Annotated in this window: 23 protein-coding genes; 16 read left to right on the top strand and 7 right to left on the bottom strand. The window is 66.6% G+C overall.

The genetic code is table 11. The features are described 5' to 3' along the window. Positions 1-153 precede the first annotated feature (153 nt). From MUN73_RS10945 to MUN73_RS10920, 6 genes are all read left to right on the top strand, one after another. Complete coding sequence (locus MUN73_RS10945; protein WP_250140501.1) at positions 154-1,167, top strand: ABC transporter substrate-binding protein; 1,014 nt, start codon at positions 154-156, stop codon at positions 1,165-1,167. A 40-nt stretch (positions 1,168-1,207) separates the two neighbouring features. Next, positions 1,208-2,050, top strand: coding sequence for an ABC transporter permease (locus MUN73_RS10940; RefSeq protein ID WP_250140500.1), 843 nt, complete (start codon positions 1,208-1,210; stop codon positions 2,048-2,050). Continuing rightward, on the top strand, positions 2,041-2,805 hold the full coding sequence (locus tag MUN73_RS10935) for an ABC transporter ATP-binding protein (protein WP_250140499.1): 765 nt from the start codon (positions 2,041-2,043) through the stop codon (positions 2,803-2,805). Before MUN73_RS10940 ends, MUN73_RS10935 begins: the two co-directional genes overlap by 10 nt. A 115-nt stretch (positions 2,806-2,920) precedes the next feature. Then, complete coding sequence (gene hisH / locus MUN73_RS10930) at positions 2,921-3,583, top strand: imidazole glycerol phosphate synthase subunit HisH (RefSeq protein WP_250140498.1); 663 nt, start codon at positions 2,921-2,923, stop codon at positions 3,581-3,583. Positions 3,584-3,645: 62 nt separating this feature from the next. Continuing rightward, complete coding sequence (locus MUN73_RS10925) at positions 3,646-3,789, top strand: hypothetical protein (RefSeq protein ID WP_250140497.1); 144 nt, start codon at positions 3,646-3,648, stop codon at positions 3,787-3,789. A 1,302-nt stretch (positions 3,790-5,091) separates the two neighbouring features. Further along, complete coding sequence (locus tag MUN73_RS10920; RefSeq protein ID WP_250140496.1) at positions 5,092-6,291, top strand: Cdc6/Cdc18 family protein; 1,200 nt, start codon at positions 5,092-5,094, stop codon at positions 6,289-6,291. Positions 6,292-6,363: 72 nt separating this feature from the next. On the opposite strand, the gene MUN73_RS10915 is transcribed toward MUN73_RS10920, so the two are convergent. Beyond that, positions 6,364-6,720 (bottom strand): hypothetical protein, encoded by a 357-nt coding sequence (locus MUN73_RS10915; protein WP_250140495.1) that lies wholly within the window; start codon positions 6,718-6,720, stop codon positions 6,364-6,366. A 118-nt stretch (positions 6,721-6,838) separates the two neighbouring features. On the opposite strand from MUN73_RS10915, the gene MUN73_RS10910 reads away from it, so the two are divergent. From MUN73_RS10910 to MUN73_RS10900, 3 genes are all read left to right on the top strand, one after another. After that, a complete protein-coding gene (locus MUN73_RS10910) occupies positions 6,839-7,960 on the top strand; it encodes a tRNA (guanine(26)-N(2))-dimethyltransferase (protein ID WP_250140494.1) in 1,122 nt (373 codons plus the stop codon). Positions 7,961-8,247: 287 nt separating this feature from the next. Beyond that, positions 8,248-8,529: a YgaP family membrane protein gene (locus MUN73_RS10905; RefSeq protein ID WP_250140493.1), complete on the top strand. Its 282-nt coding sequence runs from the start codon at positions 8,248-8,250 to the stop codon at positions 8,527-8,529. Between the two features lie 179 nt (positions 8,530-8,708). After that, positions 8,709-10,067 carry a YihY/virulence factor BrkB family protein gene (locus MUN73_RS10900; RefSeq protein WP_250140492.1) on the top strand — a complete coding sequence of 453 codons (1,359 nt, stop codon included), beginning with the start codon at positions 8,709-8,711 and terminating at the stop codon, positions 10,065-10,067. A 164-nt stretch (positions 10,068-10,231) separates the two neighbouring features. On the opposite strand, the gene glnA is transcribed toward MUN73_RS10900, so the two are convergent. Next, positions 10,232-11,587: a type I glutamate--ammonia ligase gene (gene glnA / locus MUN73_RS10895; RefSeq protein WP_250140491.1), complete on the bottom strand. Its 1,356-nt coding sequence runs from the start codon at positions 11,585-11,587 to the stop codon at positions 10,232-10,234. 126 nt (positions 11,588-11,713) lie between these two features. Here glnA and lrp point away from each other — a divergent pair, with 126 nt between their 5' ends. Then, on the top strand, positions 11,714-12,175 hold the full coding sequence (gene lrp / locus MUN73_RS10890) for an HTH-type transcriptional regulator Lrp (RefSeq protein ID WP_250140490.1): 462 nt from the start codon (positions 11,714-11,716) through the stop codon (positions 12,173-12,175). Positions 12,176-12,423: 248 nt separating this feature from the next. Here lrp and MUN73_RS10885 read toward each other — a convergent pair whose 3' ends face one another. After that, positions 12,424-12,564, bottom strand: coding sequence for a hypothetical protein (locus tag MUN73_RS10885; RefSeq protein WP_250140489.1), 141 nt, complete (start codon positions 12,562-12,564; stop codon positions 12,424-12,426). Between the two features lie 172 nt (positions 12,565-12,736). Continuing rightward, positions 12,737-14,389: a thermosome subunit beta gene (gene thsB, locus MUN73_RS10880; protein WP_250140825.1), complete on the bottom strand. Its 1,653-nt coding sequence runs from the start codon at positions 14,387-14,389 to the stop codon at positions 12,737-12,739. A 446-nt stretch (positions 14,390-14,835) separates the two neighbouring features. Between thsB and MUN73_RS10875 the strand changes: the two genes are divergently transcribed. From MUN73_RS10875 to MUN73_RS10855, 5 genes are all read left to right on the top strand, one after another. Then, positions 14,836-16,071 carry a lysylphosphatidylglycerol synthase transmembrane domain-containing protein gene (locus MUN73_RS10875; RefSeq protein WP_250140488.1) on the top strand — a complete coding sequence of 412 codons (1,236 nt, stop codon included), beginning with the start codon at positions 14,836-14,838 and terminating at the stop codon, positions 16,069-16,071. A gap of 7 nt (positions 16,072-16,078) precedes the next feature. After that, entirely contained in the window at positions 16,079-17,251 is a 1,173-nt protein-coding gene (locus MUN73_RS10870) for an alpha-1 4-glucan-protein synthase (protein ID WP_250140487.1), read from the top strand. Positions 17,252-17,271: 20 nt separating this feature from the next. Further along, positions 17,272-18,393: an extracellular solute-binding protein gene (locus tag MUN73_RS10865; protein ID WP_250140486.1), complete on the top strand. Its 1,122-nt coding sequence runs from the start codon at positions 17,272-17,274 to the stop codon at positions 18,391-18,393. Between the two features lie 50 nt (positions 18,394-18,443). Further along, positions 18,444-20,723, top strand: coding sequence for an ArnT family glycosyltransferase (locus MUN73_RS10860; protein WP_382182389.1), 2,280 nt, complete (start codon positions 18,444-18,446; stop codon positions 20,721-20,723). A gap of 105 nt (positions 20,724-20,828) precedes the next feature. Beyond that, positions 20,829-21,872 (top strand): pentapeptide repeat-containing protein, encoded by a 1,044-nt coding sequence (locus tag MUN73_RS10855; protein WP_250140485.1) that lies wholly within the window; start codon positions 20,829-20,831, stop codon positions 21,870-21,872. A gap of 4 nt (positions 21,873-21,876) precedes the next feature. Here MUN73_RS10855 and MUN73_RS10850 read toward each other — a convergent pair whose 3' ends face one another. The 3 genes from MUN73_RS10850 to MUN73_RS10840 all read right to left on the bottom strand — a co-directional run bounded on the left by MUN73_RS10850 (position 21,877) and on the right by MUN73_RS10840 (position 24,886). After that, the gene (locus tag MUN73_RS10850) at positions 21,877-22,524 is read right to left on the bottom strand and encodes a dolichyl-phosphate hexose transferase (protein WP_250140823.1); all 648 of its coding nucleotides are present in this window, start codon (positions 22,522-22,524) and stop codon (positions 21,877-21,879) included. Positions 22,525-22,709: 185 nt separating this feature from the next. Then, on the bottom strand, positions 22,710-24,359 hold the full coding sequence (locus MUN73_RS10845; RefSeq protein WP_250140484.1) for a GMC family oxidoreductase: 1,650 nt from the start codon (positions 24,357-24,359) through the stop codon (positions 22,710-22,712). Next, positions 24,356-24,886, bottom strand: a complete 531-nt coding sequence (locus tag MUN73_RS10840; RefSeq protein ID WP_250140483.1) for a gluconate 2-dehydrogenase subunit 3 family protein — start codon at positions 24,884-24,886, stop codon at positions 24,356-24,358. Before MUN73_RS10840 ends, MUN73_RS10845 begins: the two co-directional genes overlap by 4 nt. 168 nt (positions 24,887-25,054) lie before the next feature. Between MUN73_RS10840 and MUN73_RS10835 the strand changes: the two genes are divergently transcribed. After that, positions 25,055-26,680 carry an ABC transporter permease gene (locus tag MUN73_RS10835; RefSeq protein WP_250140482.1) on the top strand — a complete coding sequence of 542 codons (1,626 nt, stop codon included), beginning with the start codon at positions 25,055-25,057 and terminating at the stop codon, positions 26,678-26,680. The last annotated feature ends 20 nt before the right edge of the window (positions 26,681-26,700 follow it).

The following is a 26,700-nucleotide window of genomic DNA, read 5'->3' as shown; positions in this document are numbered from 1 at the left end:
CGATATGTATGACGCGACTGGAACGTCCGTCGAGCCAGCAGGACGGGACGGTACCGCGTTTTCGGGAGCGAGACCGTCTCGACGGCGTCGTGACTGCTGGTCGTACTTACCGTGACCAAACCCGGAAAGTAGCCGTCGGCCCGAGTGAGGGTAGTGACTGACGACTCGATTTCTCTCTCACGACGGGGGTATCTCGCGGGAACGAGCGCTGTCGGAACGGCGGCCGTCGCCGGCTGCTTCGCCAGCCGATCGAACGAACTCACGGTCGCGCACATGCCGATCTTTCCCGATCTGCAATACTTCGTGATGGAGTCCGAGGGCTACCTCTCGGAACTCGACGCCGAGATCGACAGCAAGGAGTTCACCGACGGCCCGGCGATCGTCCAGGCGTTCGGCGGCGGCGAGATCGACGTCGCGATGTTCGGCATCGTGCCGGCGATGATCGTCATCGATCGCGGGATTCCAGCGCAGGTGACCGCGACGAACATCAAGGAGCCGATGGCGATCATGGCCCACGAGGAGTTCCGGACGCTGTGGGACGACCACGGGGCCGACGCCTTCGAGGTCTGGGAAGACGAGCGCGGGGAGAAGTTCCGGTTCGGAACCTTTCCACAGGGATCGGTCCCCGACGTTCTGCTTCGCTACTGGCTCCGCGAGGAAGTCGGTGTCGACCCCGACGAGGCCGTCGAGATTACCGAGATCGGTGGCGCGAACGCGGTGTTCCAGGCGATCGCGAACGGCGAAATCGACGGCACCTCGATCATGGAACCGGTACCCACTCGCGCCGAGACGGAGGGGCTTCCGATCCAGACGTTCCGGACGTCCGCCGAGATCATGCCCGGACAGCCCGCCGCCGTCACGCTGATGACCGACGAGGTGCGCGACTCCGAGGTCGCCTCGCAGTTTCTCGATCAACACGTCCGTGCGACGGAGTTCATCCACGAGAACCCGGCCGAGACGGCCGACATCGTCGAGGAGGGGATCGGAATGCCCGCCGAACAGGCCCAGCAGGCGCTCGACGGCCCGCTCGCGAACTTCGTCACCGATCCCCGGGAGATCGAGAACGGGACGGAGATCTTCGCGTCGTTCGCACACGAGAACGGCCAGATCGACGAGGAACTGTCGATCGAGAGTATCTTCGACTACGACCCCTACGACGATCGCTAGCCATGATACGGGGACCAACAACAGCGGAGGGTGACGTTCAATGGCAACTGACGTAACACAGGGAACTGACGTTTCGAACGAGACCGACGTTTCGCAGGACGTCGATCGGTCGAACGCGGAGCGCGGGCTACCGTTCGTGACGATCGACCGCCGGCGCCTCCTGTTCGGTGCGGGGGGTGTCGCCGCGTTCGTCGCGCTCTGGTGGCTCGGTTCGCTCGTCCAGCCGTCGTACGTCCTGCCGTCGCCGATCGCCGTCGCCGAGACGTTCGCTGCGGAGGCCGCGAGCGGCGACCTGACCGCCGCGCTGGGACAGAGCGTCCGCCACTGGTTCCCGGGTGCCGTCGTCGGGACGGGCCTCGGGATCGGCGTCGGCATCGCACTGGCGTGGAGTTCGATCCTCGACGACGTCTCGTCGCCGGTCGTTCGCGTGCTCCGGCCGGTGCCGCCGCTCGGGCTGGTCGGCTTCGCGATCGCGTGGTTCGGCATCAACCACGCCGGGGCGGCGTTCATCATCGCTGTCGGCGCGTTCTGGATCAACTTCTACGCCGCCTACGGCGCCGTCGAGGGGGTGTCGGACGACCTGCTCGACGTCGCGCGTAGCCTCGGCGTCCAGGGCGACCTCGCGCTCGTCCGATCGGTGGTCGTGCCGGCCGCGTCGCCGGAGATCCTGACCGGCGTCCGGACGGGAATCGGCCGATCGTGGATGCTCGTCGTCGCCGCCGAAATCTTCGGCGTTCCCGGGATCGGCCGGGAAATCCTGCGTGCGTCGAACAACCTGCAGGTCGACGTGGTGATCACGTACATCCTCGTGTTGAGTCTCGTCTTCCTCGTCGTCGACACCGCGTTCCGCGCGGCCCAACGGAGGGTTCTGGCGTGGCGGTAGACGACACCGAGGCGTCCCGCGTCCGGATCGACGATGTCGGGAAGCGGTACGAGAGCGAACAGGGACCGGTCCAGGCCCTGGCGGACGTCTCGTTCGAGGTCGAACCCGGCGAGTTCGTCTGTCTCGTCGGTCCCTCCGGTTCCGGCAAGACGACGCTGTTTCGCGTCGTCGCCGGCCTCGAGTCGCCGACGTCGGGGACCGTCTTCCTCGACGGGACGCCGGTCAGGGATCCGAACCCCGACATGGGAATCGTGTTCCAGGAGTACCACCTGTTCCCGTGGCGGACGGTTCGGGGAAACGTCGCCTTCGGACTCGAGCAGACGGACGTCTCGTCGGACGAACGGGATCGGCGCGTCCAGCATCTCGTCGATCTCGTCGGCCTGGGCGGGTTCGAGGACAGTTACCCGAAGGCACTCTCCGGTGGGATGAAACAACGCGTCGCACTCGCGCGGGCGCTGGCCGTCGATCCCGCGCTCCTCCTGATGGACGAACCGTTCGGTGCCGTCGACGCGCAGACGAAGGCGATGCTCCAGACCGAACTCCTCGATATCTGGGGACAGACGGGCAAAACGGTCCTGTTCGTCACCCACGACGTCGAAGAAGCCGTGAAACTCGCGGACCGAATCGTCGTGATGGCGGACGATCCGGGTCGCGTCCGCGAAATCGTCGAGGTCGATCTGCCCCGGCCTCGATCGCGCGCCGACGAGGCGTTCGGCGAGCACTACGAGCGCGTACTCGATCTCATTCGCGCCTGAACACTCTCGCACCGTAGCGCTCTCGCGCCCGATCGCGCTCGTTCCGTTCATCGCTCCGCCCGCAGCCGATTGCTCGAAAGGCAATACACTTCAACGCGCCACGCCGAGTACGGGTATGAGCACCGTCTCGTCCGCACAGGAACAGTCGCTCGCCTCCGTAGTCGTCGTCGACTACGGCCTGGGCAACCTGCGCAGCGTCACCCGCGGACTGGAGCGTGCGGGGGCCGACGTCGAGATCACCGACGATCCCGAGGCCTTCCACGCGGCCGACGGCGTCGTCCTCCCCGGCGTCGGCGCGTTCCGCGAGGGCGTCGAGAACGCCGACCCGCTCCGCGAGGACCTCCTCGAGGTCGCCGAGGCTGGCACGCCGCTTTTCGGCATCTGTCTCGGGATGCAGATGCTCCTCACCACCAGCGAGGAAGGCGAGACCGACGGCGAGTCCGCAGTCCAGGGTCTCGACCTGATCCCCGGCACCAACGTCCGCTTCGCGGAGGGCCAGAAGGTTCCGCACATGGGCTGGAACGAACTCTCCGTCGAGCGCGATCACCCGCTGGTCGAGGGCGTGGATGGGAAGTACGCCTACTTCGTCCACTCCTACTACGCGGTGCCGAACGACGAACCCGCGGCCGTCGCGACCACCGATTACGAGATCGAGTTCCCCTCGATCGTCGCCAGCGAGGACGGTACCGTCTTCGGGACCCAGTTCCACCCCGAGAAGAGCGGCGAGACGGGACTGCAGATTCTGCGGAACTTCGTCGAAATTTGCGCCGGCGAGTAGTTGCCGCGGTGCGACCGTTCGTCTTTCGGCACTCGATCGTCGATCGCGTTTCGTGGGCACCAGTGTCTCGAGGGTCCGGTCTGTTCTCCGATGACGTCATCCCGGTGCTGTCGGACGACGTCTCGGTGCTGTCGGACGACGCCGTCGCGGACCCTGAACGGCGTCGGGGCGCGATCGACGCGACCGATCTGACGACGACCGTCTGAAGGTGGTCGGGTGGGGACACACCCCTCGTTGCCGCTGTATGGGTTCGGGAGAGTTCTTCTATCCCGCTAATTCGGGGACCGTATCCCGCTAATCCGGGGACCGTATCCCGCTAATCCGGGGAACGACCGGAAGCCGACTGCTGGGGCCAGACAGAGTGTCCGGTCAGATGCCGACTCCTGGGCGGAGACCGATCGCTGAAGCGCTGGCAACTCGGAGACACTCACCAGAAATAGCCAATACTGAACACGAAATGACCAATACTAAATACTAGTGGCGTGTTAAATTCCATTGAGTCGATTGGACGAAGAAACGGCCGATCGCGATCGGACTCGACTTCGCCGCTCGAGGAGAACCTCACCATCTGTTCCTGAGTTGAAGGCCTCTATTTTCGGGTCCTGGGCGGAAGGCTTCCGTTTTCAGGTGGTGGCTGTAGCCATTGGGTGCGGTGGTGTTGGGTAGCGGTCGTAGCTGTGGCTGTGGCGTAGCGGTCGTAGCTGTGGCTGTGGCGTAGCGGTCGTAGCTGTGGCTGTGGCGTAGCGGTCGTAGCTGTAGCTGTGGTGTAGCGGTCGTAGCTGTAGCTGTGGTGTAGCGGTCGTAGCTGTAGCTGTGGTGTAGCGGTCGTAGCTGTAGCTGTGGTGTAGCGGTCGTAGCTGTAGCTGTGGTGTAGCGGTCGTAGCTGTAGCTGTGGTGTAGCGGTTGTGGCCGCTGCTTTCGGCACCGACTGCATCGCCGATCCTGATCTCTGTGCCGATGCGACGGACCCGGCTGCACCCCGATCGACCACCGTTTCGAGTCGACACACACCACCACCCCCTTACAGCGGCACCACGGGGTGTGTGACCCCTAATACAGCGGCACTCCGGGGTGGAAACCAACCGCTTCATATTCTATAGTAACACTTTTGACCTGATACAGCGGAACTACGGTACCCGTTCCGTGAATCGAACTGTGGCCGTTCTTCCGGTGTCCGGGCCCGAAATGCACGTGCTATCGACGGTCGTTCGATTCGGAGGACTCCCTCGGTGGATCGTCTCCCCGTTCGACTGTGCACTCGTTCGACTGCGTTCCGGCCGTCGTGTGGGATCACCAGCCATACAGCGGCACTGCGGGGTCCCCAGCGAGTGCCGCTCGACTCGGTGCGGCATTACAGCGGAACCGAGGGGTGCGATCGAGACAATACAGCGGAACCGAGGGGTGTATTTCTGGAAGTAACGGACCTAAAACGAGAATTTCCCGATTATACAGCGGCACTCCGGCCCGGAACGATTAAGTAGCCGTCGCGAGTTGTCGTCGATACCTGAATGTCGGATTCGACGGACTATTTCGGAAGTGAGAACGAAATCTTCCGAAACAAGGAGCTGTTGCAGGTCTCGCACCTCCCGGACGGTGACCGGATCATCGGTCGGGAGGACGAACTGACGAATCTCGCGAACGCGATCAAACCCGCCACTCGGGGCAACACCCCGAACAACGTCCTCGTCTACGGAAAGACGGGCACCGGCAAGTCGCTGTGCTCGAAGTTCATCACGAACCAGGCGATCGAACGCGCCGAGGGCAACGACGTCTCGATCGGCGTCGCCTACGTCGACTGCCTGCAGGAGTCGACCGAAACGCAGGCCGTGCAATCGGCCGGCCACCAGCTCAACGACCAGCCCGAGACCGACATCTCGATCCCCCACTCGGGGTTGAGCACGTCCGAGTACTACCGGCGGCTGTGGCGGATCATCGACACCCGCTATGACGTCGCCCTCATCATCCTCGACGAGGTCGACAAGATCGAGGACGACGACATCCTGATGCAACTCTCGAGGGCCGTCGAGTCCGGCAAACTCACCTCGAGCACCGTCGGCGTCATCGGCATCTCGAACAAGGTCCGGTACAAGGACTCGCTGGACGAGCGGATCAAGTCCAGTCTCTGTGAGCGTGAGTACGTCTTCTCGCCCTACGACGCCACACAGATCCGAGAGATCCTCCGCTCGCGATCGGACGCGTTCCACGAGGGCGTCCTCGAGGACGGTGTCGTTCCGCGCGTGGCCGCGCTGGCCGCCCGGGAACACGGCGACGCGCGGAAGGCGATCGACATCCTCCGCTTTGCGGGCGAAATCGCCGAGGAGAACGCCCTCGAGACGGTCACGGAGGACTGCGTCGATCGGGCCCACGAACGCGAGGAGACCAGCCGGCTGGCCGAACTGATCTCGAAGAGCCCCAGTCACGCGAAACTCGTCCTCGAGGCGATGGCGCTTCTCACACAGCAAAAAGCGGGCGACAACGCGCCGGTGACGACCAACGAGGCCTACGATCTCTACATGCGGCTCTGCGATCGCGACGGTTCGGAGCATCTGAAACTTCGCCGGGTGCGGGACATCCTCTCGGAACTCGAGTTCCTCTCGATTATCGACCAGGAACGTAAGTGGGCCGGCCGGGGAAAGGGCAACTACATGGAAAACCGGCTGATCGACGACCCGGAGGTCATCATCGCCGCCTGTAACGAGTCCGACTAGCGGCGAGGGACCGTGATCGCACCCTTCCTCGACCGTGGTTGCCCCTCTCCGCAACCGTGATTGTCCCGCCCCTCAAAGGAGTTCGCGCACGTCCGAGTACCACATGTCGTGGTAGTCGACGTAGCCGACCCGGCGGGCGATCGCGACGGCGATCGCGTGCCAGCAGAGGTCGGTCGGGTCCTCCGAATCGAGGTTGTACTCGCTGTCCTTGCAGGTACAGCCCCCGTCCTCGACGATGTACTCGTCTTCGTAGCCGACGACGATCGTGAAATCGCGGTAGGCCTTCACCCGGTTTTCGCTCACGGCCTCGATGGCACGGGCTCCCCGATCGCCGTGCAGATGCGTGATCTGCTCGACGATCTCGGGCGTCAACTCGCCCGCCTCCTCGAGGGCGGCCTGCCAGCGATCGACGGGTGTGGCCTCCGACACGATCGGAACTGTGCACCCAACTGTAAAATCGGTTTGGTTGTGGCGATCGTGCGGCGCGATTCGGTCCGTCTCGATCGAAGACCACGCCGTTTTTCGATCTCCGCCGACGAGAGGGGGTATGCGCGTCACCGAGGGTGGGGTCGAACTCGAGGTCCCCGGCGAGCAGACGGAGGGAGTCGAGGAGTCGGTCTTCTACAACCCCCGACAGGAACTTAATCGCGATCTGACGATCGCAACGCTTCGAGCCTTTCGCGATCGGGAGCTCCGGGCCGAGTCCTACCTTGACGCGATGACCGCCAGCGGTATCCGGGGCGTCCGTGCCGCGGCCGACGGCTGGGACGTCACCTGCTGTGACGTCGACGAGGAGGCCGTCGAACTGGCAAGCGAGAACGTAGCGCGCAACGGCCTCCGGGAGACGGCGTCCGTCGAGCACCGGAACGTCAACGGCCTCATGCACGACGAGGTGTTCGACGTGATCGACCTCGACCCCTACGGGACGCCGATGCCCTTTGCCGACGCGGCGTTCGCGAACTGTCGCGACCTCGTCTGTGTCACCGCGACCGACACCGCGCCGCTGTGTGGGGCCCACTTCAACAGCGGGGTCCGCTCGTACTCCGCCGTGCCGCGGAACACGGACTACCATCCCGAGATGGGCGTCCGGATCCTCCTCTCCGCGCTCGCCCGGAGCGCCGCCCGGTTCGACGTCGGCGTCGAGCCGATCCTGACCCACGCGACCAGCCACTACGTCCGGACCTACCTCGAACTCGATCACCGGGCGACGTCGGCCGACGCCGCGATCGACGAACTGGGTCACCTGTACCACTGCGAGGACTGCCTCTACCGCGAGCACGACCCCGGGCTAATCGCCGATCCGATCGAAACCTGTCCCCACTGCGGGGGCGACCGCGTGCTCGCTGCGGGGCCGATCTGGCTCGGTCCGGTTCACGATCCGGCGTTCGTCGAGCGCGTTCGCGGGGAACTCCCGGACGCGTTCGGCACCGCAGAGAAGGCCCGGGAGCTTTGCGAGACCCTCGAAACCGAACTCGACACGCCGACCCACTACGACCAGCACAAACTCTGCCGGAACTGGGGGCTCCCCGCCAACGCGATGGACGAGTTCCTCGCCGATCTACGCGAGGCGGGCCACGCGGCCTCGCGGGCCCACTACGGCGGGACGACGTTCAAGACGAACGCGAGCGTCGACGAGATCCGTGCGGCGACCGAGGACAACCTTGACTGATCGGGCGACGCCGCTGTGTCAGCACGGGCGTCGACGCCGTGTCCATCGGCCGTCCGAGAAGCCGTGACTCGCGATCGGATCCGTGACCCGCGGCCGTAAGTACCGGTTGCCTCCGAGTAATGTTGGTACGGGGGAGCGGAACGCCCGATAGATGGGGAGAGAAACACCTGATAGATCGAAACCGCCGGGACGCGGGCAGCACGATCGCCGGAAATGGTCGATTATTTGGGAACGATATGCATACGTTATGCTGTTGCGTAGCGCACGAGTGGACGGTGAAATACGCCATGGAAAAGAACGTCGGCGGATACGACCGTGGAATTCGGTTCATCGTCGGGCCGGTACTGCTGATCGTCGGTATCGCCGCAGTTGCTGGGCTGTTCTCGATCGCTGCTGGGACCGTCGGCACGGCCCTCGCCGTGCTCGCGCTCGTCATCGGTGCGGTACTGACGATCACCGCGATCACACAGACGTGTCTCATGAACTCGCTGCTCGGCGTCGACACCTACGAGGGGGCGGACCGCTCCGAGTCGGAGACCGAAGACCTGCAGGCCGGCCGCCCCAGCTGAACCCCGATTTTTCGCGACGGCGTTATGCTCCTCGATCGAGCCGTGTGGCGTCACTAAATCCGCTACCGGCCGCGTACTCCCGAGTCGGCGATCCGGCCCGCCCCCGTGCTGGGATCTACTCCACTGCAGGCCTGTGTTACACGACCGCATATTTCCCTCCATCCCGCATAGAGAGACGTGTGATCGACTACAGACAGGGACTCGCGTTCACGCGACGCCTCTTTGATCTCGCGAGACGCGAACAACTGACGCTGCTCGCGGCCGGGGTCGCCTTCTACGGATTCATCTCGCTCGTCCCGCTCGCGCTCCTGACGGTCGCGCTCGCGGCCTCGATCGGGGGCGAGGCGCTCGCGGCCCGACTCACGGCCGCCGCCAGCGACGTGCTCACGCCGTCGGCCCAGGAACTGCTCGCGGAGACGATCGTCGACGAAACCGGCCGCACGGGGGCGACCGTCGTGGGGATCCTCGGCCTGCTCTGGGGTTCGAGTCGCGTCATGCGGGGACTCGACCGAGCCTTCTCGCTCGTGTACGGTACCGCAGGCAAGAAATCGTTGCTGGACACGATCTGGGACGCGACGATCGTCTTCGGCGTGATCACGGTCGGCCTCGCGCTCGTCGGCGCGTTCGAGATCGGAATTCGCGTGCTTCCGATCGGGGGGATCTCCGTCCTCGGGCAACTGTTCGTTCTGCTGGGACTGTTCGCGACGTTCCTGCCGCTGTACGTGGTGTTTCCGGGCGTCGATATCGGGCTTCGCGAGGCCCTTCCCGGGACCGCCGTCGCCGCGATCGGCTGGTACGCCCTGAGCCGGACGTTCTCGCTGTACGCGCGTTTTGCCGGCGAGTACGCCGTCTACGGCGCACTCGGGGCGGTCTTTCTCGTCCTCATCTGGCTGTACGCCGGGGCGATCATCCTCGTGTTCGGGGCCGTCCTCAACGCAGCCCTCGCCACCGGTGAAGTGGATCGGCAGCTACAAAGTCCCCGCGCTCGACAGTTTTCTACAGAAGCGATGACCGACGACGCCACGGGTGCCGACGAGGGCGAGGGCGGCGACGACGAGAGCGCCGGGGCGGACGGCGAACCCGACCACGGCGAACGCGTAGACCGCGACCCCGGCGACGAGCACGCGGGCCGGCGATCGCGGACGACCGCACGGACGCGCGACCGGTCGGCTGACCCCGAAGCGCTCCGGGAGGAGATCGAACGGCTTCGCGATCGAGTCGACGAGTTCGAGACGGACGTCGAGGACCGGACCGTCAGGAAGGAGTCCCTCGAGAGCGAACTCAAACGCTACGTCCGCCGCCGGGTTCGTCGCGGACACGCCCACGGCTGGGGGCCATACATCGTGCTGTTGTACGGGACCGCGATGGCCATCGCCGCGTTTTATTTCCTCTCGGGCGGTTGGGCGATCCTCGCGATGTTCGTCGTCTGGACGTCCACCCTCGGTGTCTACGTGCTGATGGTGCTGTTCGGCTTCGGCCTCTCCATGCTCGGGGCACCCGGGCGACTGCGCGATCGGATCGGCGACTGGCGGTCCTGATCGGCGATCGACGGTCCTGGCTGGCGATCGACTCTTCTCGCGATCGACGTCGATGACTTCCGTGAGACGTCGCTCCTGGTGACGAGAACGTACCGCGAAAACGCGAGCCACGAGCACCGCAAAAACGCGAACCACAAACGAACTCGAGTTCGGCGAGGCGCCGGTTAGAACGTCTCGAGGTACCGATCGAGTTCCCACTCGGAGACGTCGACGAGGTACTCCTCGAACTCCTGTCGCTTGGCCTCGACGAACTTGGGCGCGACGTGGTCGCCGAGCGCCTCGTAGATGGCTTCGTCTTCCTCGAGCGCGTCGACGGCCGCGCCGAGGTTCGACGGCAGCGTCTCGATGCCGTACTCCTCGCGCTTCTGCTCGTCGAACTCGTAGATGTTTTCGCGAACCGGATCGGGGGCCTCGAGCCCCTGCTCGATGCCGTCGAGGCCGGCGTGGATCATGACGGCGATGGCGAGGTAGGGGTTACAGGACGGGTCGGGCGATCGGAGTTCGATCCGCGAGGCGGCCGGGACGCGGGCGGCCGGCTTGCGGATCAGCGCCGAGCGGTTGCGATCGGACCAGGCGACGTAGACTGGCGCTTCGTAGCCCGGAACGAGGCGCTTGTAGCTGTTGACTGTCGGGTTCGCGACGGCCGTGATCGCGGGCGCGTGTTCGAGCACGCCAGCGAGGAACGAGTGGGCGGTCTCGCTCAGGTTGAACTCGTCGCTCTCGTCGTGGAACGCGTTCTCTCCGTCCTCGGTGAACAGCGAGATGTGGGTGTGCATCCCCGAGCCGTTGATCTTCGGGATCGGCTTGGGCATGAACGTCGCGTGATAGTCGTGCTGGGCGGCGATCGCGCGGACGACCGTGCGGAAGGTACCGACGTTGTCGGCGGTCGTCAGCGCGTCGTCGTAGGTGAAGTTGATCTCGTGTTGGCCCTGGGCGACCTCGTGGTGGCTGGCCTCGACTTCGAAGCCCATGTCCTCGAGGCCGTAGATGATGTCGCGGCGGACGTCCGAGGCGAGGTCTTTCGGCGCGAGGTCGAAGTAACCGCCGGCGTCGTTTGTTTCGGTCGTCGCGCGCCCCTCCTCGTCCTCCTCGAACAGGAAGAACTCCGGTTCGGGCGCGGCGTTGACCGTGTACCCCATCTCGTGGGCGCGATCGAGCGCCTGCTTGAGCACGTAGCGGGGGTCGCCCTCGAACGGTTCGCCCGTCGAGGTGTTGTAGACGTCACAGATCATCCGGGCCGAGGCCCCGTCCTCTTTCCGCCGCCACGGGAGAATCGCGAAGGTGTCCGGATCGGGGACGAGACGCATGTCCGATTCCTGAATGCGGACGAAACCCTCGATCGAAGAACCGTCGAAGTAGATACCCTCGGAGAAAGCCTTCTCGGCCTGGCGTGCCGGAACCGAGACGTTCTTCACCGTGCCCAGAATGTCGGTAAACTGCAGTCGGAGGAAACTGATATCGTTGTCCTCGATTTCGTCCAATACGGCCTGCTCGGCCTCCGTGATGTTTCCGCTTGTCATCTTTCTCGTCGGCGTATCCAAGTATCTCTGCTACTAAAACCCTACTGCTCCAAGCAATTCTTCGGTCTCCCGGATGGAATTGGATATTCGTAAACTTCTAAAGGCTCGAGTGAGAGGGTAAACGTGATGACGTACGAAAATCTCGACGCAAAGCTAGTGAATGCCCTCCTTGGCGACGGCCGGGCGAGCCTCCGCAGCCTCGCGGAGGAGCTCGACGTGTCCGTGACGACGGTCTCGAATCACCTCTCGGATCTCGAGGAACAGGGCGTGATCGAAGGGTACACGCCGCGCGTGGACTACGACGCGGTCGGCTACGACGTGACTGCTGTCATCCAGCTTCAGGTCGAAGGGAACGCCCTGCCGGACATCACGGATACGCTCCGCGAACACCGCCAGATGACCAGCGTCTACGAGGTCACCGGCGACTACGACGTGATCGCCATCGGCAAGTTCAAAGACACCGACGGGATGAACGACCAGATCAAACAACTCCTCACGGATCCCGACATCAAGGCCTCGAACACCAGCGTCGTCCTCAACGCGGTCAGCGAAAACGAGCAGTTCGAACTCGACGTCAAGGACACGTAACCGGCGGTGCCACCGGCGAACCAGTCGCCAGCCTTCGATTCTTCTGCCAGTCGCTCGTCGACGAGCGTCTCGCCCGTCGCCACCCGATCGCCTGCCAGTGTTCGCCACGGTGTGCGAACCCGACCTGCTAGCGTTCGTGCGGCGTGTACCCGATCTGCCAGCGTTCGTGCGGCGTGTACCCGAACGCGTTCCCGTACCTGCCACAGCCGTGCGTCGCGCCATCGGCGGTCAGGACCGTCGTCGGTCCTTCAGCGAACGTACAGGAACACCGTCCCGAGCGCGAGGAGCAAGAGCCCCCACCAGAGCGAATCGCCGGGGAGTACTTTCAGGACGAGCGTGACTACGCCGGAAGAAAACAGCGACCAGCCGATCGTCGTCTGGTAGGTCATACCGATCGTACCGGAGCGAGGGCAATAATTCGCCGGCCTGCCAGTCGCGGGGCGGGTCCTTCCGCTCCGAGCAGTCGCTGCTGGTTCGCGAAAAATCGAGAATCGGGATCGATCGACGGCCGGTTCGAGCGGAGCGTCGGGTCGGCAGTGGGTGGTGGTCAGGGGGCCGATTTCACATCATGCCGCCCATGCCGCCGCCCATACCGCCGCCCATGCCGCCGGGTGCGCCGCCCTCTTCGTCGTCGCCCTTGTCCGTCGACAGGTCGCCGGCGGAGATGATGTCGTCGATCTTGAGGACGAGGTTCGCGGCCTCGGCGGCGGAGGTGACCGCCTGTTCCTTGGCGTGGGCCGGTTCGACGACGCCAGCCTCGAAGGTGTCCTCGACATCGCCCGAGAAGACGTTCAGACCGGCCGTGACGTCGCCGTCGTCGTGGGCCGCGCGGAGGTCGACCAGCGTGTCGATCGAGTCGAGGCCGGCGTTCCCGGCGAGGACGCGCGGGACGAGTTCGAGCGAGTCGGCGAATGCCTCGACGGCCAGCTGCTCGCGACCGGAGACGGAGTCGGCGTAGTCGCGCAGGCGCGAGGCGAGTTCGACCTCGATCGCACCGCCGCCGGCCAGCACGCGACCGTCGGAGACGGTCTGGGCGACGACGTCGAGGGCGTCGTTGACGCCGCGCTCGAGTTCGTCGACGACGTGGTCGGTCGAGCCCCGAAGCAGGAGGGTGACGCCGTGGGCGTCCTCGCCCTCGACGTAGAACAGTTCGTCCTCGTCGTCGCGCGTGATGTCACCGTAGCCGAGGTCGTCCTCGGTCGCGCTCTCCAGGTCGGAGACGATGTTCGCGCCGACGACCTCCTTGAGGAACTCGAGGTCGGACTTCTTGGCGCGGCGGACGGCGAGGATGCCCTCCTTGGCGAGGTAGTGCTGGGCGAGGTCGTCGATGCCCTTCTGGCAGAGGACGACGTCCGCGCCGAGGTCGGCGATCGCGTCGACCTTCTCGCGGAGCTGCTGTTCCTCGCGATCGAGGAACTTCTGGAGCTGGTCCGGATCGGTGACGGAGACCTCGGTGTCGACGTCGGTCTCTTCGACCTCGATCGCGGAGTTCAGCAGGAGGATGTCGGCGTCTTCCGCCGAGCGGGGCATGTTGTCGTGGACGGGGTCCTTGTCCACGATGCCGCCCTCGAGGAGGTCGGACTCGCCGGCGCTACGGCCGGTCTGGGTCTCGATGTTGAGGTACTCGAGGTCGACGACGTTCTCGCCCTCGTCGTTCTCGACGGTGACCTGGCGGATGGCCTCGACGATGAGTTCCGCGAGGTACTCCTTGTTGACCTCGGTGCCCTTGCCGGTCATCGACGTTTCGGCGACCGAGCGCAGGAGGTCCTCGTCCTCGGTGTCGACGTTCTCGGCGATGTCGTCGATCTCCTCGCGGGCTTGCTCGCTCGCGAGGTGGAAGCCCTTGATGATCGCCGTCGGGTGGATGTCCTGCTCGAGGAGGTCCTCGGCGTTCTTGAGCAGTTCGCCGGCGATCGCGACGGCCGTCGTGGTGCCGTCACCGGCCTCGTCCTCCTGGGTCTCGGCGACCTCGATGATCATCTCGGCCGTCGGGTTGTCGATGTCCATCTCCTGGAGGATGGTGACGCCGTCGTTCGTGATGGTGACGGAGCCCATCGAGTCGACGAGCATCTTGTCCATCCCTTTCGGGCCGAGGGTGGAGCGAACGGCTTCAGCGACCGCACGCGCGGCGCTGATGTTGTAGTCCTGCGCGTCCTTGTCCTTGACGCGCTGGGAGTCCTCGCTCATTACGATCATCGGCTGTCCCTGCTGCATTCGCTGGCTCATAGTCGAGCGAGTGATTGTTTGTGGTTCCAAATAAGTGTTTCGTTACACCGCTCGGACCGGCCGATCGCGGGTCCGAATTCGATCGTCGAAAACCGCCCCAGTGCGGGACGATCGACGGTAACCGATCCGGGACGCGACGCTCGTCGATCGTATCGTGTCGATCGTCCACACGGTGCTTTTATATGTCTGTGGGCTGGCTCACGGATCGGCGAGACCCGGTCGTGCCTCACGCGCGACGTGACTATGTGCCACCGTGGTCGTGAGCGGTGCCCGTGCCACCGCGGTCGTGAGCGAACTCGTCGTCGCCCCGACGATCGCCGATAGTGCGATAGCGTCACGTGCTTCCAGGCGAAAAACCTCTTCATGAGTGACCGACGACCCGTTTCCGGCGTGTTTTAGGTGGGCTTAAATATCTGGGATCGTAGCGTTCGAGCATGTGCGGCGAGCGGCGGTCCCCGATCGACGGCCAGCGATCGTCCCCGCGGAGTCGCGAGACTGGGGTGGCGTCGACCAGCGGTGACGACTCCGGAGCACGGTCGAACGGGCCCGGCGACGGGCCGGCGATCGGCGGCGTCGCCGCGGCGCTGACGCGACGCCGGGTGACCATCGCGGGCACCGTCCTCGTCCTCCTCGGGCTGGCGGTCGCGGCCCGAGAAATCGACGTCGGCACGATCGCCGCGGAGGTCGCGACGGCCGACCCGCTCGTGCTGGCCGCAGCGGTCGCCGTCTACGTCGTCTCGTGGCCGATCCGGGGCCGCCGCTACGGGTCGATCCTCCGGTCGATCGGTCACCCGGCCGGGACGACGTTTCTCACGCTCGCCGTCTTCGTCAGCCAGACGGCCAACCTCGCGATCCCGGCGCGGGCCGGCGACGCGGTTCGCGCGTCCGTCGTCAACACCTACCGGGACGTCCCCTACGCGTCGGGATTCGCCTCGCTGACCGTCGAGCGCGTCTTCGATCTGGCGACGATCGCCATCCTGGCTGGCGTCGCGATGGCCTGGCTGGCGATCGGCGACGGGACCGGCCCACTCGAAATCGTCGCAGCGACCGGCGGCGCGCGGACCGCGTTCGTCGCCGCGGGGATCGTGACCGCCGCGACCCTCGGCGTCGGGGCCGTCGTCGTGACGTCGGCCCGATCGACCCGCGGGTTCGGCGGGTGGCTCCGATCGCGGATCGACGACTCGCCGCGACTCCAGGGGGTGCTCGAGGCCGCCCTCCGGTTCGCGGCGGACGTGCAGACGGTCGCCCGCGAGCCGCGGGCGATCGCCGCGGTCGGTGGGGCGAGCCTGGTCGTGTGGTCGCTGGACGTGCTCACCGCGGTGCTCGTCCTCGCGGCGCTCGATAGCGGCCTGCCGACGGGAACCCTGCTCGCGGTCGGGACCCTCGCGGTCAGCGTCGGAAACCTCGCGAAGGTCCTGCCGCTCTCCCAGGGCGGGGTCGGACTCTACGAGGCGGCGTTCACGGCGATCGTCGTCGGTCTCACGCCCGTCGGCGCGAGCACGGCGCTGGCGGCCGCGCTCGTCGACCACGCGCTGAAGAACGTCGTGACGCTGGTCGGCGGGGCGGGCGCGGTCGCGTCGCTCGGCGTCTCCCTGTCGAGCGCCGCCGAGAAGTCCCGTCCGGACCGATCGTCGGAGACCGGCAACTTTTTAGGCTCACCTAAAAAATAGTCGGGCAATGAGTCAGGATATCTGCGTTGTCGTCCCGACGATACGGGAGTACGAGTGCATGCGCTCGTACTTCGAGAACGCCCGCGAGCACGGGTTCGACCTCTCGCGACTTCACGTCGTCCTCGTCACGGAGGACTTCTGCGAGACCGAGGAGATGGAGACGATGCTCGAGGAAGAGGACGTCTCCGGCGAGGTCTTCGACGGGACGCGCCGCGAGGAGTGGTACGCCGACCACGGCATCGGGGAGTACGGTCACGTCGTCCCGGCGGCGAGCCACGCCGAAACGAGTTTCGGGCTGCTCTACATGTGGGCCCACGACGGGTTCGAGTACGGCTTCTTCATCGACGACGACACCCTGCCCCACGAGGACGTGGACTTCTTCGGGACTCACATGGACAACCTCGCCTTCGAGGGCGAGATCGAGGCGGTCTCCTCCGACGAAAACTGGGTCAACGTCCTCTACCAGAACGCGGACGTTCACGGCCTCTATCCGCGGGGCTACCCCTACTCGGCGATGGGCGAGACGATCGAGACCGGCACGACCGCGATCGAGTCCGGCGAGATCGTCGCCTCGCAGGGACTCTGGACCAACGTCCCGGACCTCGACGCCGTTCGCATCCTCATGGACGGCGACCTCCAGGGACAGGCCCAGACCCGCACGACGGTCGAGGACTTCGGCGACGACTTCGTCGCCGCTCGCGGGAACTACCTCACCGTCTGCTCGATGAACCTCGCCTTCCGCCGCGAGGTGATCCCCGCGTTCTACCAGTTGCCGATGGACGACAACGAGTGGGACGTCGGTCGGTTCGACGACATCTGGTCGGGCGTCTTCCTCAAGCGGGCCTGCGACGTGCTCGGCAAGCGAATCTACAACGGCGCGCCGCTGTGCGAGCACAACAAGGCCCCGCGAAGCACGTTCGACGACCTCAACAACGAGGTGCCGGGGCTCGAACTCAACGAACACCTCTGGCGAGTAGTCGACGACGTCGGAGCGGACGCCGACTCCTACGCCGCGGTCTTCGAGGCGATGGGGGCCGAACTCGCACACGGCGACTGGTCCGACTACACCAACGGCGCGTTCTTCACCCACGTCGGCGAGTACATGCTCGACTGGCTCGACTGCCTCCACGCGCTCGATCGATCGTCCTCCCGCACGGCAGAATCGACGGTTATAAGTTGATTTAGGCGAGCCTAAAAGATATGACTCGACACGACGGTTCGGCGGGCCGCCGGGCGTTCCTCGTCGGCTCGGCCGCACTCGGCACGGCAGGACTGGCCGGCTGTCTCGGCCTGATCGGTAGCGAGGACGACGACGGCGAGAACGTCTTCGGACAGATCGGCTCCGGTCGCGAGGGGCGGCCGGAACCCGGCGGCACGCCGGTCGAAGAGCTCCCGGATCTGGAGGGCGAACTCACCGTCTACTCCGGCCGCAGCGAGTTCCTCGTCGGTTCGCTCGTCAACGACCTGGAGGAGTACTACGACGACTTCTCGATCGATCCCCGCTACGGCGACTCGGCGGACCTCGTCAACCAGATCAGCCAGGAGGGGTCGGGGACGCCCGCGGACGTCTTCTACACGGTCGATGCGGCCGCGCTCGGTCAACTCGCCGACAACGGACAGGCGCGATCGCTCTCGGACGACCTCCTCGAGATGGTCCGCTCTGAGTTCCGGACCGACCAGTGGATCGGAACCTCGGGCCGCGCGCGGACGATCCCGTACAACACGGATGCGCTCTCGGAGAGCGACATGCTCGACAGCATCGACGCCTACGCGACGGACTTCGACGGCGACCTCGGCTGGGCGCCCTCCTACGGCTCCTGCCAGTCGTTCGTCACTGCGATGCGCCTCCTGGAGGGCGAAGACGCGACCCGCGAGTGGCTCCAGGGCGTCGTCGACGCGGGAATCACCGAGTACGGCGGCGAGTACGAGGTCTGTGACGCGGTCAACAACGGCGAGATCGACGCCGGCCTCACGAACCACTACTACATCCAGCGGGTCCGCGACGGGTCGGACGACGCGTCGATCGCCGCCGCCTTCACCGAGGGCGACGCGGGATCGGTCTTCGACGTCGCCGGTGCCGCCGTCACCGACGCGGCGGACGACCCGGACCTCGCGGAGAACTTCGTCCGCCACCTGCTCTCCTCGCAGGCCCAGGAGTACTTCGCTACATCGACGTTCGAGTACCCGCTGATCTCCGGCGTCGAGCCGGTCGGCGACCTGCCGACGATCGACGAACTGGACGTCCCGGACCTCGATCTGGCCCAGCTGTCGGACCGCCAGCCGGCGATCGACCTCATGCGCGAGGTCGGGATCAACACCTGAGTTCCGGCGAGTCACACCGTCTGTCCCATTTCCACGCTCGTCACCCCGTGATTCCAGACCCCCGACGTCGGCTCTCCTCGTCGTCCGTCCGTCACCGTCTCGCCGGAATTCGCGACGTCGCCGACCGCGAGGCGCTCGTTGCCCTCTGTATCGCCGTTCTCGGCGGCGTCACCGTGTTCACGATCGCGACGCAGCTGTTCCCGTACCACTCCAGTAACGACGACGAGGCCGTCTACCTCCTGCAGGCGGCCATGCTCCTCGAGGGGCAACTGGAACTCCACGCAGGCGACCTCGCCGGCGCGTTCCGACCGTGGTTCTTCGTCCAGGATGGGGGTCGACTCTACCCGAAGTACTCGCCCGTTCCGGCCGCGATGTACGCCGTCTCGATGGCTCTCTTCGACGAGCCGCGGGTGACGCTGGCGCTCGTCGCGGCCGGCAACGCCGCGCTGACCTACGTCCTCGCTTCGATGGTCTTCGATCGACGAGTCGGCGTCGGCGCCGCGGCCCTCTTCGCCGCCTCGCCGATGACCCTGCTCTCGTCGTCCGTGTTCCTGCCCTACGCGCCGACGACGCTCCTGAACCTGGTCTTCGCCGTCGCGTACCTCCGTGGCGTCCGCGACGGCCGTCTCCGTGACGCCGGGCTGGCTGGGGTGGCGATCGGGCTCGCCTTTTTCGCCCGTCCGTACACGGCCGTCCTCTTCGCCGCGCCGTTCATCTGTCACGCCTGCTGGTCGATCCTGCGATCGGTGCGCGACGGCGAGGATCGATCGCTCCCGAACCCGGTCCGACGGAACGCGCTGACGGCGGCGATCGGACTGGCGTTCGTCGGCGTCACGCTCGCGTACAACGCCCGGCTCACCGGATCGGCCCTGACGTTCCCCTACGAGGCGTTCGCACCGCGTGACGGCCCAGGCTTCGGGACCCGGCGGATCCTCGACCACTCGATCGCGTACACCCCGGCGCTGGCGCTCGAGGTCAACGGCTACGTTCTCTGGTACCTCGCGACCCGCTGGTTCACCGCGGGGCCGATCGGCACGCTCGCCGCGCTCGCGGGACTCGGTCTCGCGCTCCGGCGGTGGCGTCCACCGCCGCTCGATCGGCTCTCGAGGGGAGACTCTACCGATCGATCGCCGAACGAGGGATCGGCGGGCGGCGGGCGGACGGACGACCGATCGACGGACGGCGAAGCGGCGGCCGTCGGCCGAACCGCGGGGCTCCTCCTCGCCGGCCTGCTGGTGACCGTGCCGCTCGGCAACCTCGCGTTCTGGGGGAATTTCAACGTGCTCGCGGGGATGGCCGACCCGACGACCGGACTGGTCTCCCAGTTCGGCCCCTTCTATCACTTCGATCTGCTCGTTCCCCTGTCGATCTTCGCCGCGTTCGGCCTCGTGGTCGGCTGGCGGCGGCTCCGTAACGGGGCGATTCGCGATCGACTCGCTGCGTCGCGCTCGCCTCGCGCAGTCCGGAGCGTCCTCCTCGCGGCCCTGGTGACGAGCGTCCTCGTCGTGAGCGTCGCCAACGCCGCCCTCCTCTCGGCGCCGATCGAGCGCAACGCGGCCCACACCGATCGGTTCGAGTCGGCCTACGAGCCGTTCGAAGAGCGCGACCTCGAGAACGCGGTCGTCTTCCAGCCGACGCCGTACGGTCAGTGGCAGAACCACCCGTTCCAGTCGCTCCGAAACGATCCCGGCTTCGACGGCGAGCTCGTCTACGCGCTCGACGGGCCGCCAGAGCGGGACTTCGCGGTGCTCGACGCCTACCCCGATCGCGACTACTACCGGTACACCTACCGGGGCGAGTGGTCGCCGGCTCCCGACGCTCCGATCGAGGCGGCGCTCGAACCGCTGTCGATCCGTGACGGCGAGTCGTTCGCCGGCGAGACCGTCGTCGGCGTCCCCCAGGGGGTCGATCGGGCGGTGGTCCGTCTCGAAAACGAGAGCGGCGCGATGGCCACCCTTCGGATCGCCGATCCGGGGGACTCGATCGCGGTCGAGTGGGCTCTCGAATCCGGGAGCGTCGGTGACGGCGCCGGTAACGAAAGCGGCGCCAGAGCGCGGCTGGCGGCCGCCGGGAACGCGACGGTCCCGCTCGATGCGACCGACGAGGTCGTCCTCGAAATCACGCTGGTCCAGTTCGACGGCGGGACGTTCACGTACCGGCAGGAAGTGACCGTCCGGACGACCGGCGACGGGATCGAGGTCGTCTGGCCGTCCGAACGACGGGGCTGTCTGCTCGTCACGGATTGTGGCACCGAAGGGGCCTATCTACCCGATCGATCGGATACCCACCGCGAGTGGGAGTCCTTCGAGACGCGACTCACGGAACGGTAATGGAGTACCGGTCGCGACGGGGTAACGGAGTCGGAGCCCGACTTCCCGGTCCGTCGGGCACAGTTCAGGCACTACCGTTAGGAATCGGCTCCCGGTACGGATCCTATGTCCGAGGATCGCTGCGGCTACGTCGCGAATATCAGCGGCATCGGCGACAAGGGATCGGTCTGTTGCTGGCGACCCACCTGGCAGGAGACCGATCGCTGCATCTGGCACACCGACAGTACGGTGCCGGCACCCACCTACGAGCGGAATCGCCCCGAAGACGGCGAACGCCTCGACGGCGCGGACTTTCGCCAGGCACCGCTAAGCGGGAGCGACCTGCTAGCCGGGTGTTCGCTCGTCGATGCCGACTTCACAGACGCGACGCTCGACAGCGCGGACCTCTCGCGGACCGACCTCCGTCGGGCGACGTTTCGGGACGTCGACGCCCACGGGACCTCCTTTCGGGACGCGAACCTCCACGACGCGGTGTTCGTCTTCGCCGACCTCCGGAGCGCGGACTTTCGGGGTTCGCGGCTCTACCGTGCAGGGTTGACCGACGTTCGGCTCAACCTCGACACCGCGTTCGACGAGCGGCCGGTCTACGAGGACGAACTCTCCGGGGACCCGTCCGCGGACGAGGTCACCGAACGGGCCGAATCCGCACGGTGGGTCTACCGGGAACTTCAGCGCCTCTACGAGGAAAACGCGTTTTCCGAGCGCGCTATCGACTACTACGTTCGGGAGATGGACCTGCGGCGGCGACAGGCGTGGCGCGTCAGGAACTATCTGGTCGCGCTCAAACTTGCCGGCTCCCGCTGGATCATGCGCTACGGGACGAGCCCCTGGCGGGTCGTGACGGCGTCGCTCGTCCTGATCCTCTTCTGTGCGATCCTCTACCCGCTCACGGGCGGCATCCAGGAGGTGGGGGCCGACACCGCCGTGACCTACCGGGTCGAGGATCCGACTGAAACGCCCGGCGGCGTCCTCCTCCGGGCGTTCTTCAAGAGCCTCTACTTCAGCGTCATTACCTTCGCCACGCTCGGGTACGGCGACATCCAGCCGGTCGGCAGTTGGGCACGGGCGATCGCCGGAATCGAGACGATGCTCGGCTCCTTGCTGATGGCGCTGCTGGTGTTCGTCCTCACTCGGAGCGTCCGCTTTTAGGGGCTCACCGGAACCGCTCTTCGAGACAGACTTTGACGATCGACTTCGCGATGGCGGCCCCGCCCTGGATCGGATCGAGTTTCGTCTCCCCGGCGCGCTCGCGGTACTCGATCGGGTGTTCGCGAACGTCGTAGCCGCGCATCAGCGGCCGAACGAGGAGTTCCGCGGAGAGGCCGGTGTTCTCGGTCCACTCGATCGACTCGACGACGTCCCGACGGTACGCGCGCATCCCCGTCGTCGTGTCGTGGACGCGGGTCCCCATGAGGACGCTCGCGATCGCGGCGAAGGCGTGGTTGCCGAAACGGTTGAACGCCGGCATCGCGTCGGCCCCGTGGTAGAGTCGGTCGCCGCTGACGACGTCGTAGCCGTCGTTGATCAACTCGAGGAACTCGGGCAGTTGTTCCATCGGATAGGTGTCGTCGCAGTCGGTCGTCACGACGATCGGCCGATCGGGTTCGAGGATCGCCGCGCGGACGGCGACGCCGTACCCCTGCGGGCGCTGGGTGACGACCGTCGCGCCGTGCTCGCGAGCGATCTCCGGCGTGCGGTCCGAGGAGCCGTCGACGCAGACGACCTCCGCCTTCCCGTCGGTGACGTCCTCGATGTCCGAGAGGACTTTCCCGATCGCCGCCTCCTCGTTGTACGTGCCCATCACGACGCTGACGTCCTCGAAGGTGTAGGCGTCGTCGGCGTCCCGATCGCCGTCCGTCGCGTGGCTCTCCGTCGCTTCGCTCTCGTCCGCGTCGTCCTCGACGCGCTCGGTGTGGCTCATTGGCGGTACTCTCTCCCCGCTACACTTATAGCTTTAGGTTCACCTAAAACGGTGGGGAACGGGTCTCAGAGCGCGTCGAGAACGTGATCCGCCGCCTTCAGCGCGAGCGCGGCGATCGTCAGCGTCGGGTTCATCGCGCCGCCGGTCGGGAAGACGCTGCTGGAGGCGATCCAGCAGTTCTCGAGGTCGTGGGTCCGCAGGTCGGGGCCGACGACGCTTTCTGCGGGATCCGTCCCCATCCGGGTCGTCCCCATGTGGTGGTAGGCCGGCCCGGTGTTCTCGGGACCGACCTGCCAGGTGATCTCCGCGCCGAGTTCCTCGAGGATCCGCTCTTGAATCTCGTTCGCGCGCTCGATCGTCCGCAGGGCCCGATCGCCGACGGTCCAGTGGACGTCGGGGACGGGGTTGCCCCGGTCGTCCGTCCGGTCGGGATCCAGCGCGACGTAACTGTCCTCGCGGGGGAGTTGCTCGACGAGCGCGCCCATTCCGATGTGCGTGCCGTACTCCGATCGGAGGCGTTCGAGCAGGGCGTCGCCCCAGTCGTCGCCCGAGAGGGCCAGCTCCACGGGCGAGGGGCCGTCGTAGTTGAAGAACTCGAGTTTGAACGGCGCGTACTCCGCGTCGGCGTCGTCGTAGAACTGGTGGGATTCGCTGGTGAGGAAGCCGACGTGGTTTTGCCGGGTGGGTTCGTCGAGCGTGCCGCCCATCCCCGCGAACAGGTGGTCCATGAAGAACTGGCCGACGAGGCCGCTGGAGTTGGCCAGTCCGCCCGGGTAGTGAGTCGAGTCCGACAGCAACAGGAGCCGCGGGGTTTCGACGCCTCCGCAGGCGATCACGAAGGCGTCGGCCTCCTGTCGGTGCTCCTCGTCGTCGGGGGTGGCGTAGACGGCCGCCTCGATCGCGTCGGGGCCGTGCTCGAGACGCTGGACGGGCGCGCGATCGATCACCGTCACCCCGCGCTCCTCCGCACGCTCGACGTGGACGGTCGCGTCGTACTTCGCGCCGGAGGGACAGACCGGCTGGCAGGTGCCGTAGCCGACGCAGGCGCTCCGGCCGTCGTAGGCCTCCGAGTTGCGCGCGTTCGGGACTGAGTGCATCGCGATCTCCAGTTCCTCGCAGGCCTCGGCGAACAGCGAGTCGCTGTAGGAGGGCGGAAAGGCGGGCATCGGATGCGGGTCCTCGCGGGGCGGTGCGAAGGGGTTGTCGTCGGCCCCGGCGACGCCCAGTTCCCGTTCCGCCGCGGCGTAGTACGGCCGGAGCTCCTCGTAGTCGATCGGCCAGTCCGCCCCGACGCCGCGAACGCTCCGCGAGTCGAAGTCGTCCTCGTGGAGGCGCAGTACCATTCCCTGCCAGTGGAGCGTCGACCCGCCGACGCCCTTGACGCGGGCGTGGTTCAGCGGGTAGAACCACTCGCCGCTGGCCGAGTGGGCGTCGCGCTCGGGGTCCCCGTCCCAGACGTCGGGCCGATCGTAGGCGGGGCGGATCGCCCGCTCCTGACGCGCGAGGCGATCGGCGGGGTCGAACCGGGGGCCGGCCTCCAGGATCACCACCTCGCGCCCGGCCGCGGCCAGTCGATCGGCGACCAGTCCGCCGGCCGGCCCGGCGCCGACGACGCAGACGTCGGCACCCTCGACCGGCGTCCGATCGACGTCGTCGGCGTCGCTCTCCGCCTCCGCCGGGCCCACGCTCTCGGCGGGTGGCCGATCGGCGCTCACGGCTCCGGCCCCCGCTGGTAGGTGTCGATCCCGCCGGCGTGGCCCTGCGGGTTCTCGATGCCGACCAGTTCGCCGCCCGTCGGCGAGGCGTACAGCGCCAGCAGGAGTTCGTTGACGACGTAGTAGCGGACCCGCTCGGCGGTCGTGCCGTCGGGATCTTCCGCGGCCGTGTTCGACCCGACCTCGCGCAACAGCGAGTCGCGATCGGCCGCGGAGAGGTCGGCGACGGCGTCGTCGTACCACTCCGCCGAGAGGCGTTCGAGGTCAGCGACCGCCTCGCGCAATCCCGCGCCGTGGTCGGGATCGTCCAGTCGCCCGTTCAGGAACGTCTCCACGAACGTCGCCGTCCCGGTTACCGCGTCGGGGTAGACGACGTCGGCGACGGCGACCAGCGTCTCGCGAACCTGCGAATCGTCGACCGGAGGCTCGGCCGACGACTCGCGGTACCGCCGGATGCCGACCGTCGCCGCACCGCCGGCGCCGATCGCGGCCAGCGCGGCGACCGCGTCTCGCCTGGTCAACTCCATGCGCGAGGATTAGGTAAACCTAAACCTTATACCCGTTGGAACGAGACCGTCGACGTAGCGACCGGGGACGGGGACGCGACGGTTGCGGCGTCGATCGCGGTCCCAGTGTCGGGGACGAACCGATCGACACTTCCCGGTCACGGACCGAGAGTCGATAACTCGAGACCTATGAAATCGCTCCCTTCGCTCCGGCGATTCGACACGGCCGACGAGGTGCCGCTCGGGTTGGCGCTGCTGTCCGGCGCGATCGCCGCGAGCATGATCGTTCCCCTGACGTGGCTGGTGTTCGAGGCGCGCAACGTCGATCCCGCCCGGGCCCGGGAGATGCTCGTCCGTCCGGAGACGGTGGACATCGTCACCAACAGCCTCCTGCTGATGACGTCGGTGACCCTCCTGTCGGTACTGATCGGCGTCCCCCTGGCGTGGCTGACCGTCCAGACGGACCTCCCGTTCCGACGCTTCTGGTCAATCGTCGTCGCGTTGCCGCTCGTAGTGCCGAGCTACATCGGGGCGTTCGCGTTCGTCTCCGCGTTCGGCCCGCGGGGCGAGTTCCAGTCGATCCTCCAGCCGCTCGGGATCGAACGGTTGCCGGAGATCTACGGGCTCTCCGGTACGACGCTGGTGATCACGCTCTACACCTATCCGTACGTCTACCTGACGACCCGCGCGGCCCTGCTGTCGTTCGACACGACGCTACTCGACGCCGCTCGAACGCTCAATCACGGCGAGTGGGACGCGTTCCGCCGGGTGACGCTCCCGCAGATCCGCCCGGCGATCGTCGCGGGTGCCCTGCTGGCGGCGCTGTACGGCGTCTCGGACTTCGGGACCCCGGCGATCATGCAGTTCCCGGTGTTCACGCGCCAGATCTTCGTCGAGTACAACAACGGCGGCCTGGACTACGCGTCGTTGCTCTCCCTGCAACTGCTCGCGATCGTCCTCGTCGTGCTGGCTCTCGAGTGGTGGGTCCGGCCCGATCGGACGATCCGGGGCGACGGCTCGGAGGGCTCACACGATCCCGTCGTCTCGCTGGGCGTCTGGCGCTGGCCGGCGGCGACGTTCCCCGCGGCGATCACGACCCTGGCGCTCGCCGTCCCGATCTGGATCCTCGGGCTCTGGATGGTCACCGGCGATCCGTACGCGCGACAGACGCTGGCGTTCGAATTCAGCTACGCGCTGAACTCGGTGCTGGTCGCCACGGCGGCCGCGATCGTCGCCGTCCTCGCGGCGTTGCCGGTCGCGTACTTCGCGGCGAGATACGAGTCGCCGGTGGCGACGCTCTTCGAGCGAGCGACGTACGTCGGTTTCGCCGTGCCGGGGATCGTCCTGGGACTCGCGCTCGTCTACTTCGCGACGGCCTACGACTCGCTCGATCTCGCCGTCGCCCCCACGCTCTACCAGACGCTCCCGCTTCTCGTCTTCGCCTACGTCGTCCGTTTCATGCCCCAGGCCGTCGGCTCGATCCGGACCACCACGCTCCAGGTCGATCCGCAGCTGGTCGAAGCCGCGCGCACCCTCGGCGAGACGCCGCTTCGGACCTTCCGGAAGATCACGCTCCCGCTCGTCACCCCCGGCGTGACCGCCGGCGCCGCGCTCGTGTTCCTGACGACGATGAAGGAACTCCCGGTGACCCTGATCCTCCGCCCGAGCGGGTTCGACACACTCGTGACGATCATCTGGCGCGCCCAGGAGGCCGCCTACTTCCAGTACACCGCGATCCCGGCGTTCCTCCTGCTCGTCGTCTCCGGGCTCTCGATGGTCGTCCTCCTCTCGCAGGGCGGCCGCGAAGGGCTGTAGCTCCCGGCGATCGGGACCGC

It is taken from the genome of Halosolutus amylolyticus (assembly GCF_023566055.1).
Taxonomy (GTDB): domain Archaea; phylum Halobacteriota; class Halobacteria; order Halobacteriales; family Natrialbaceae; genus Halosolutus; species Halosolutus amylolyticus.
This window is presented reverse-complemented; position numbering and strand designations above follow the sequence as displayed.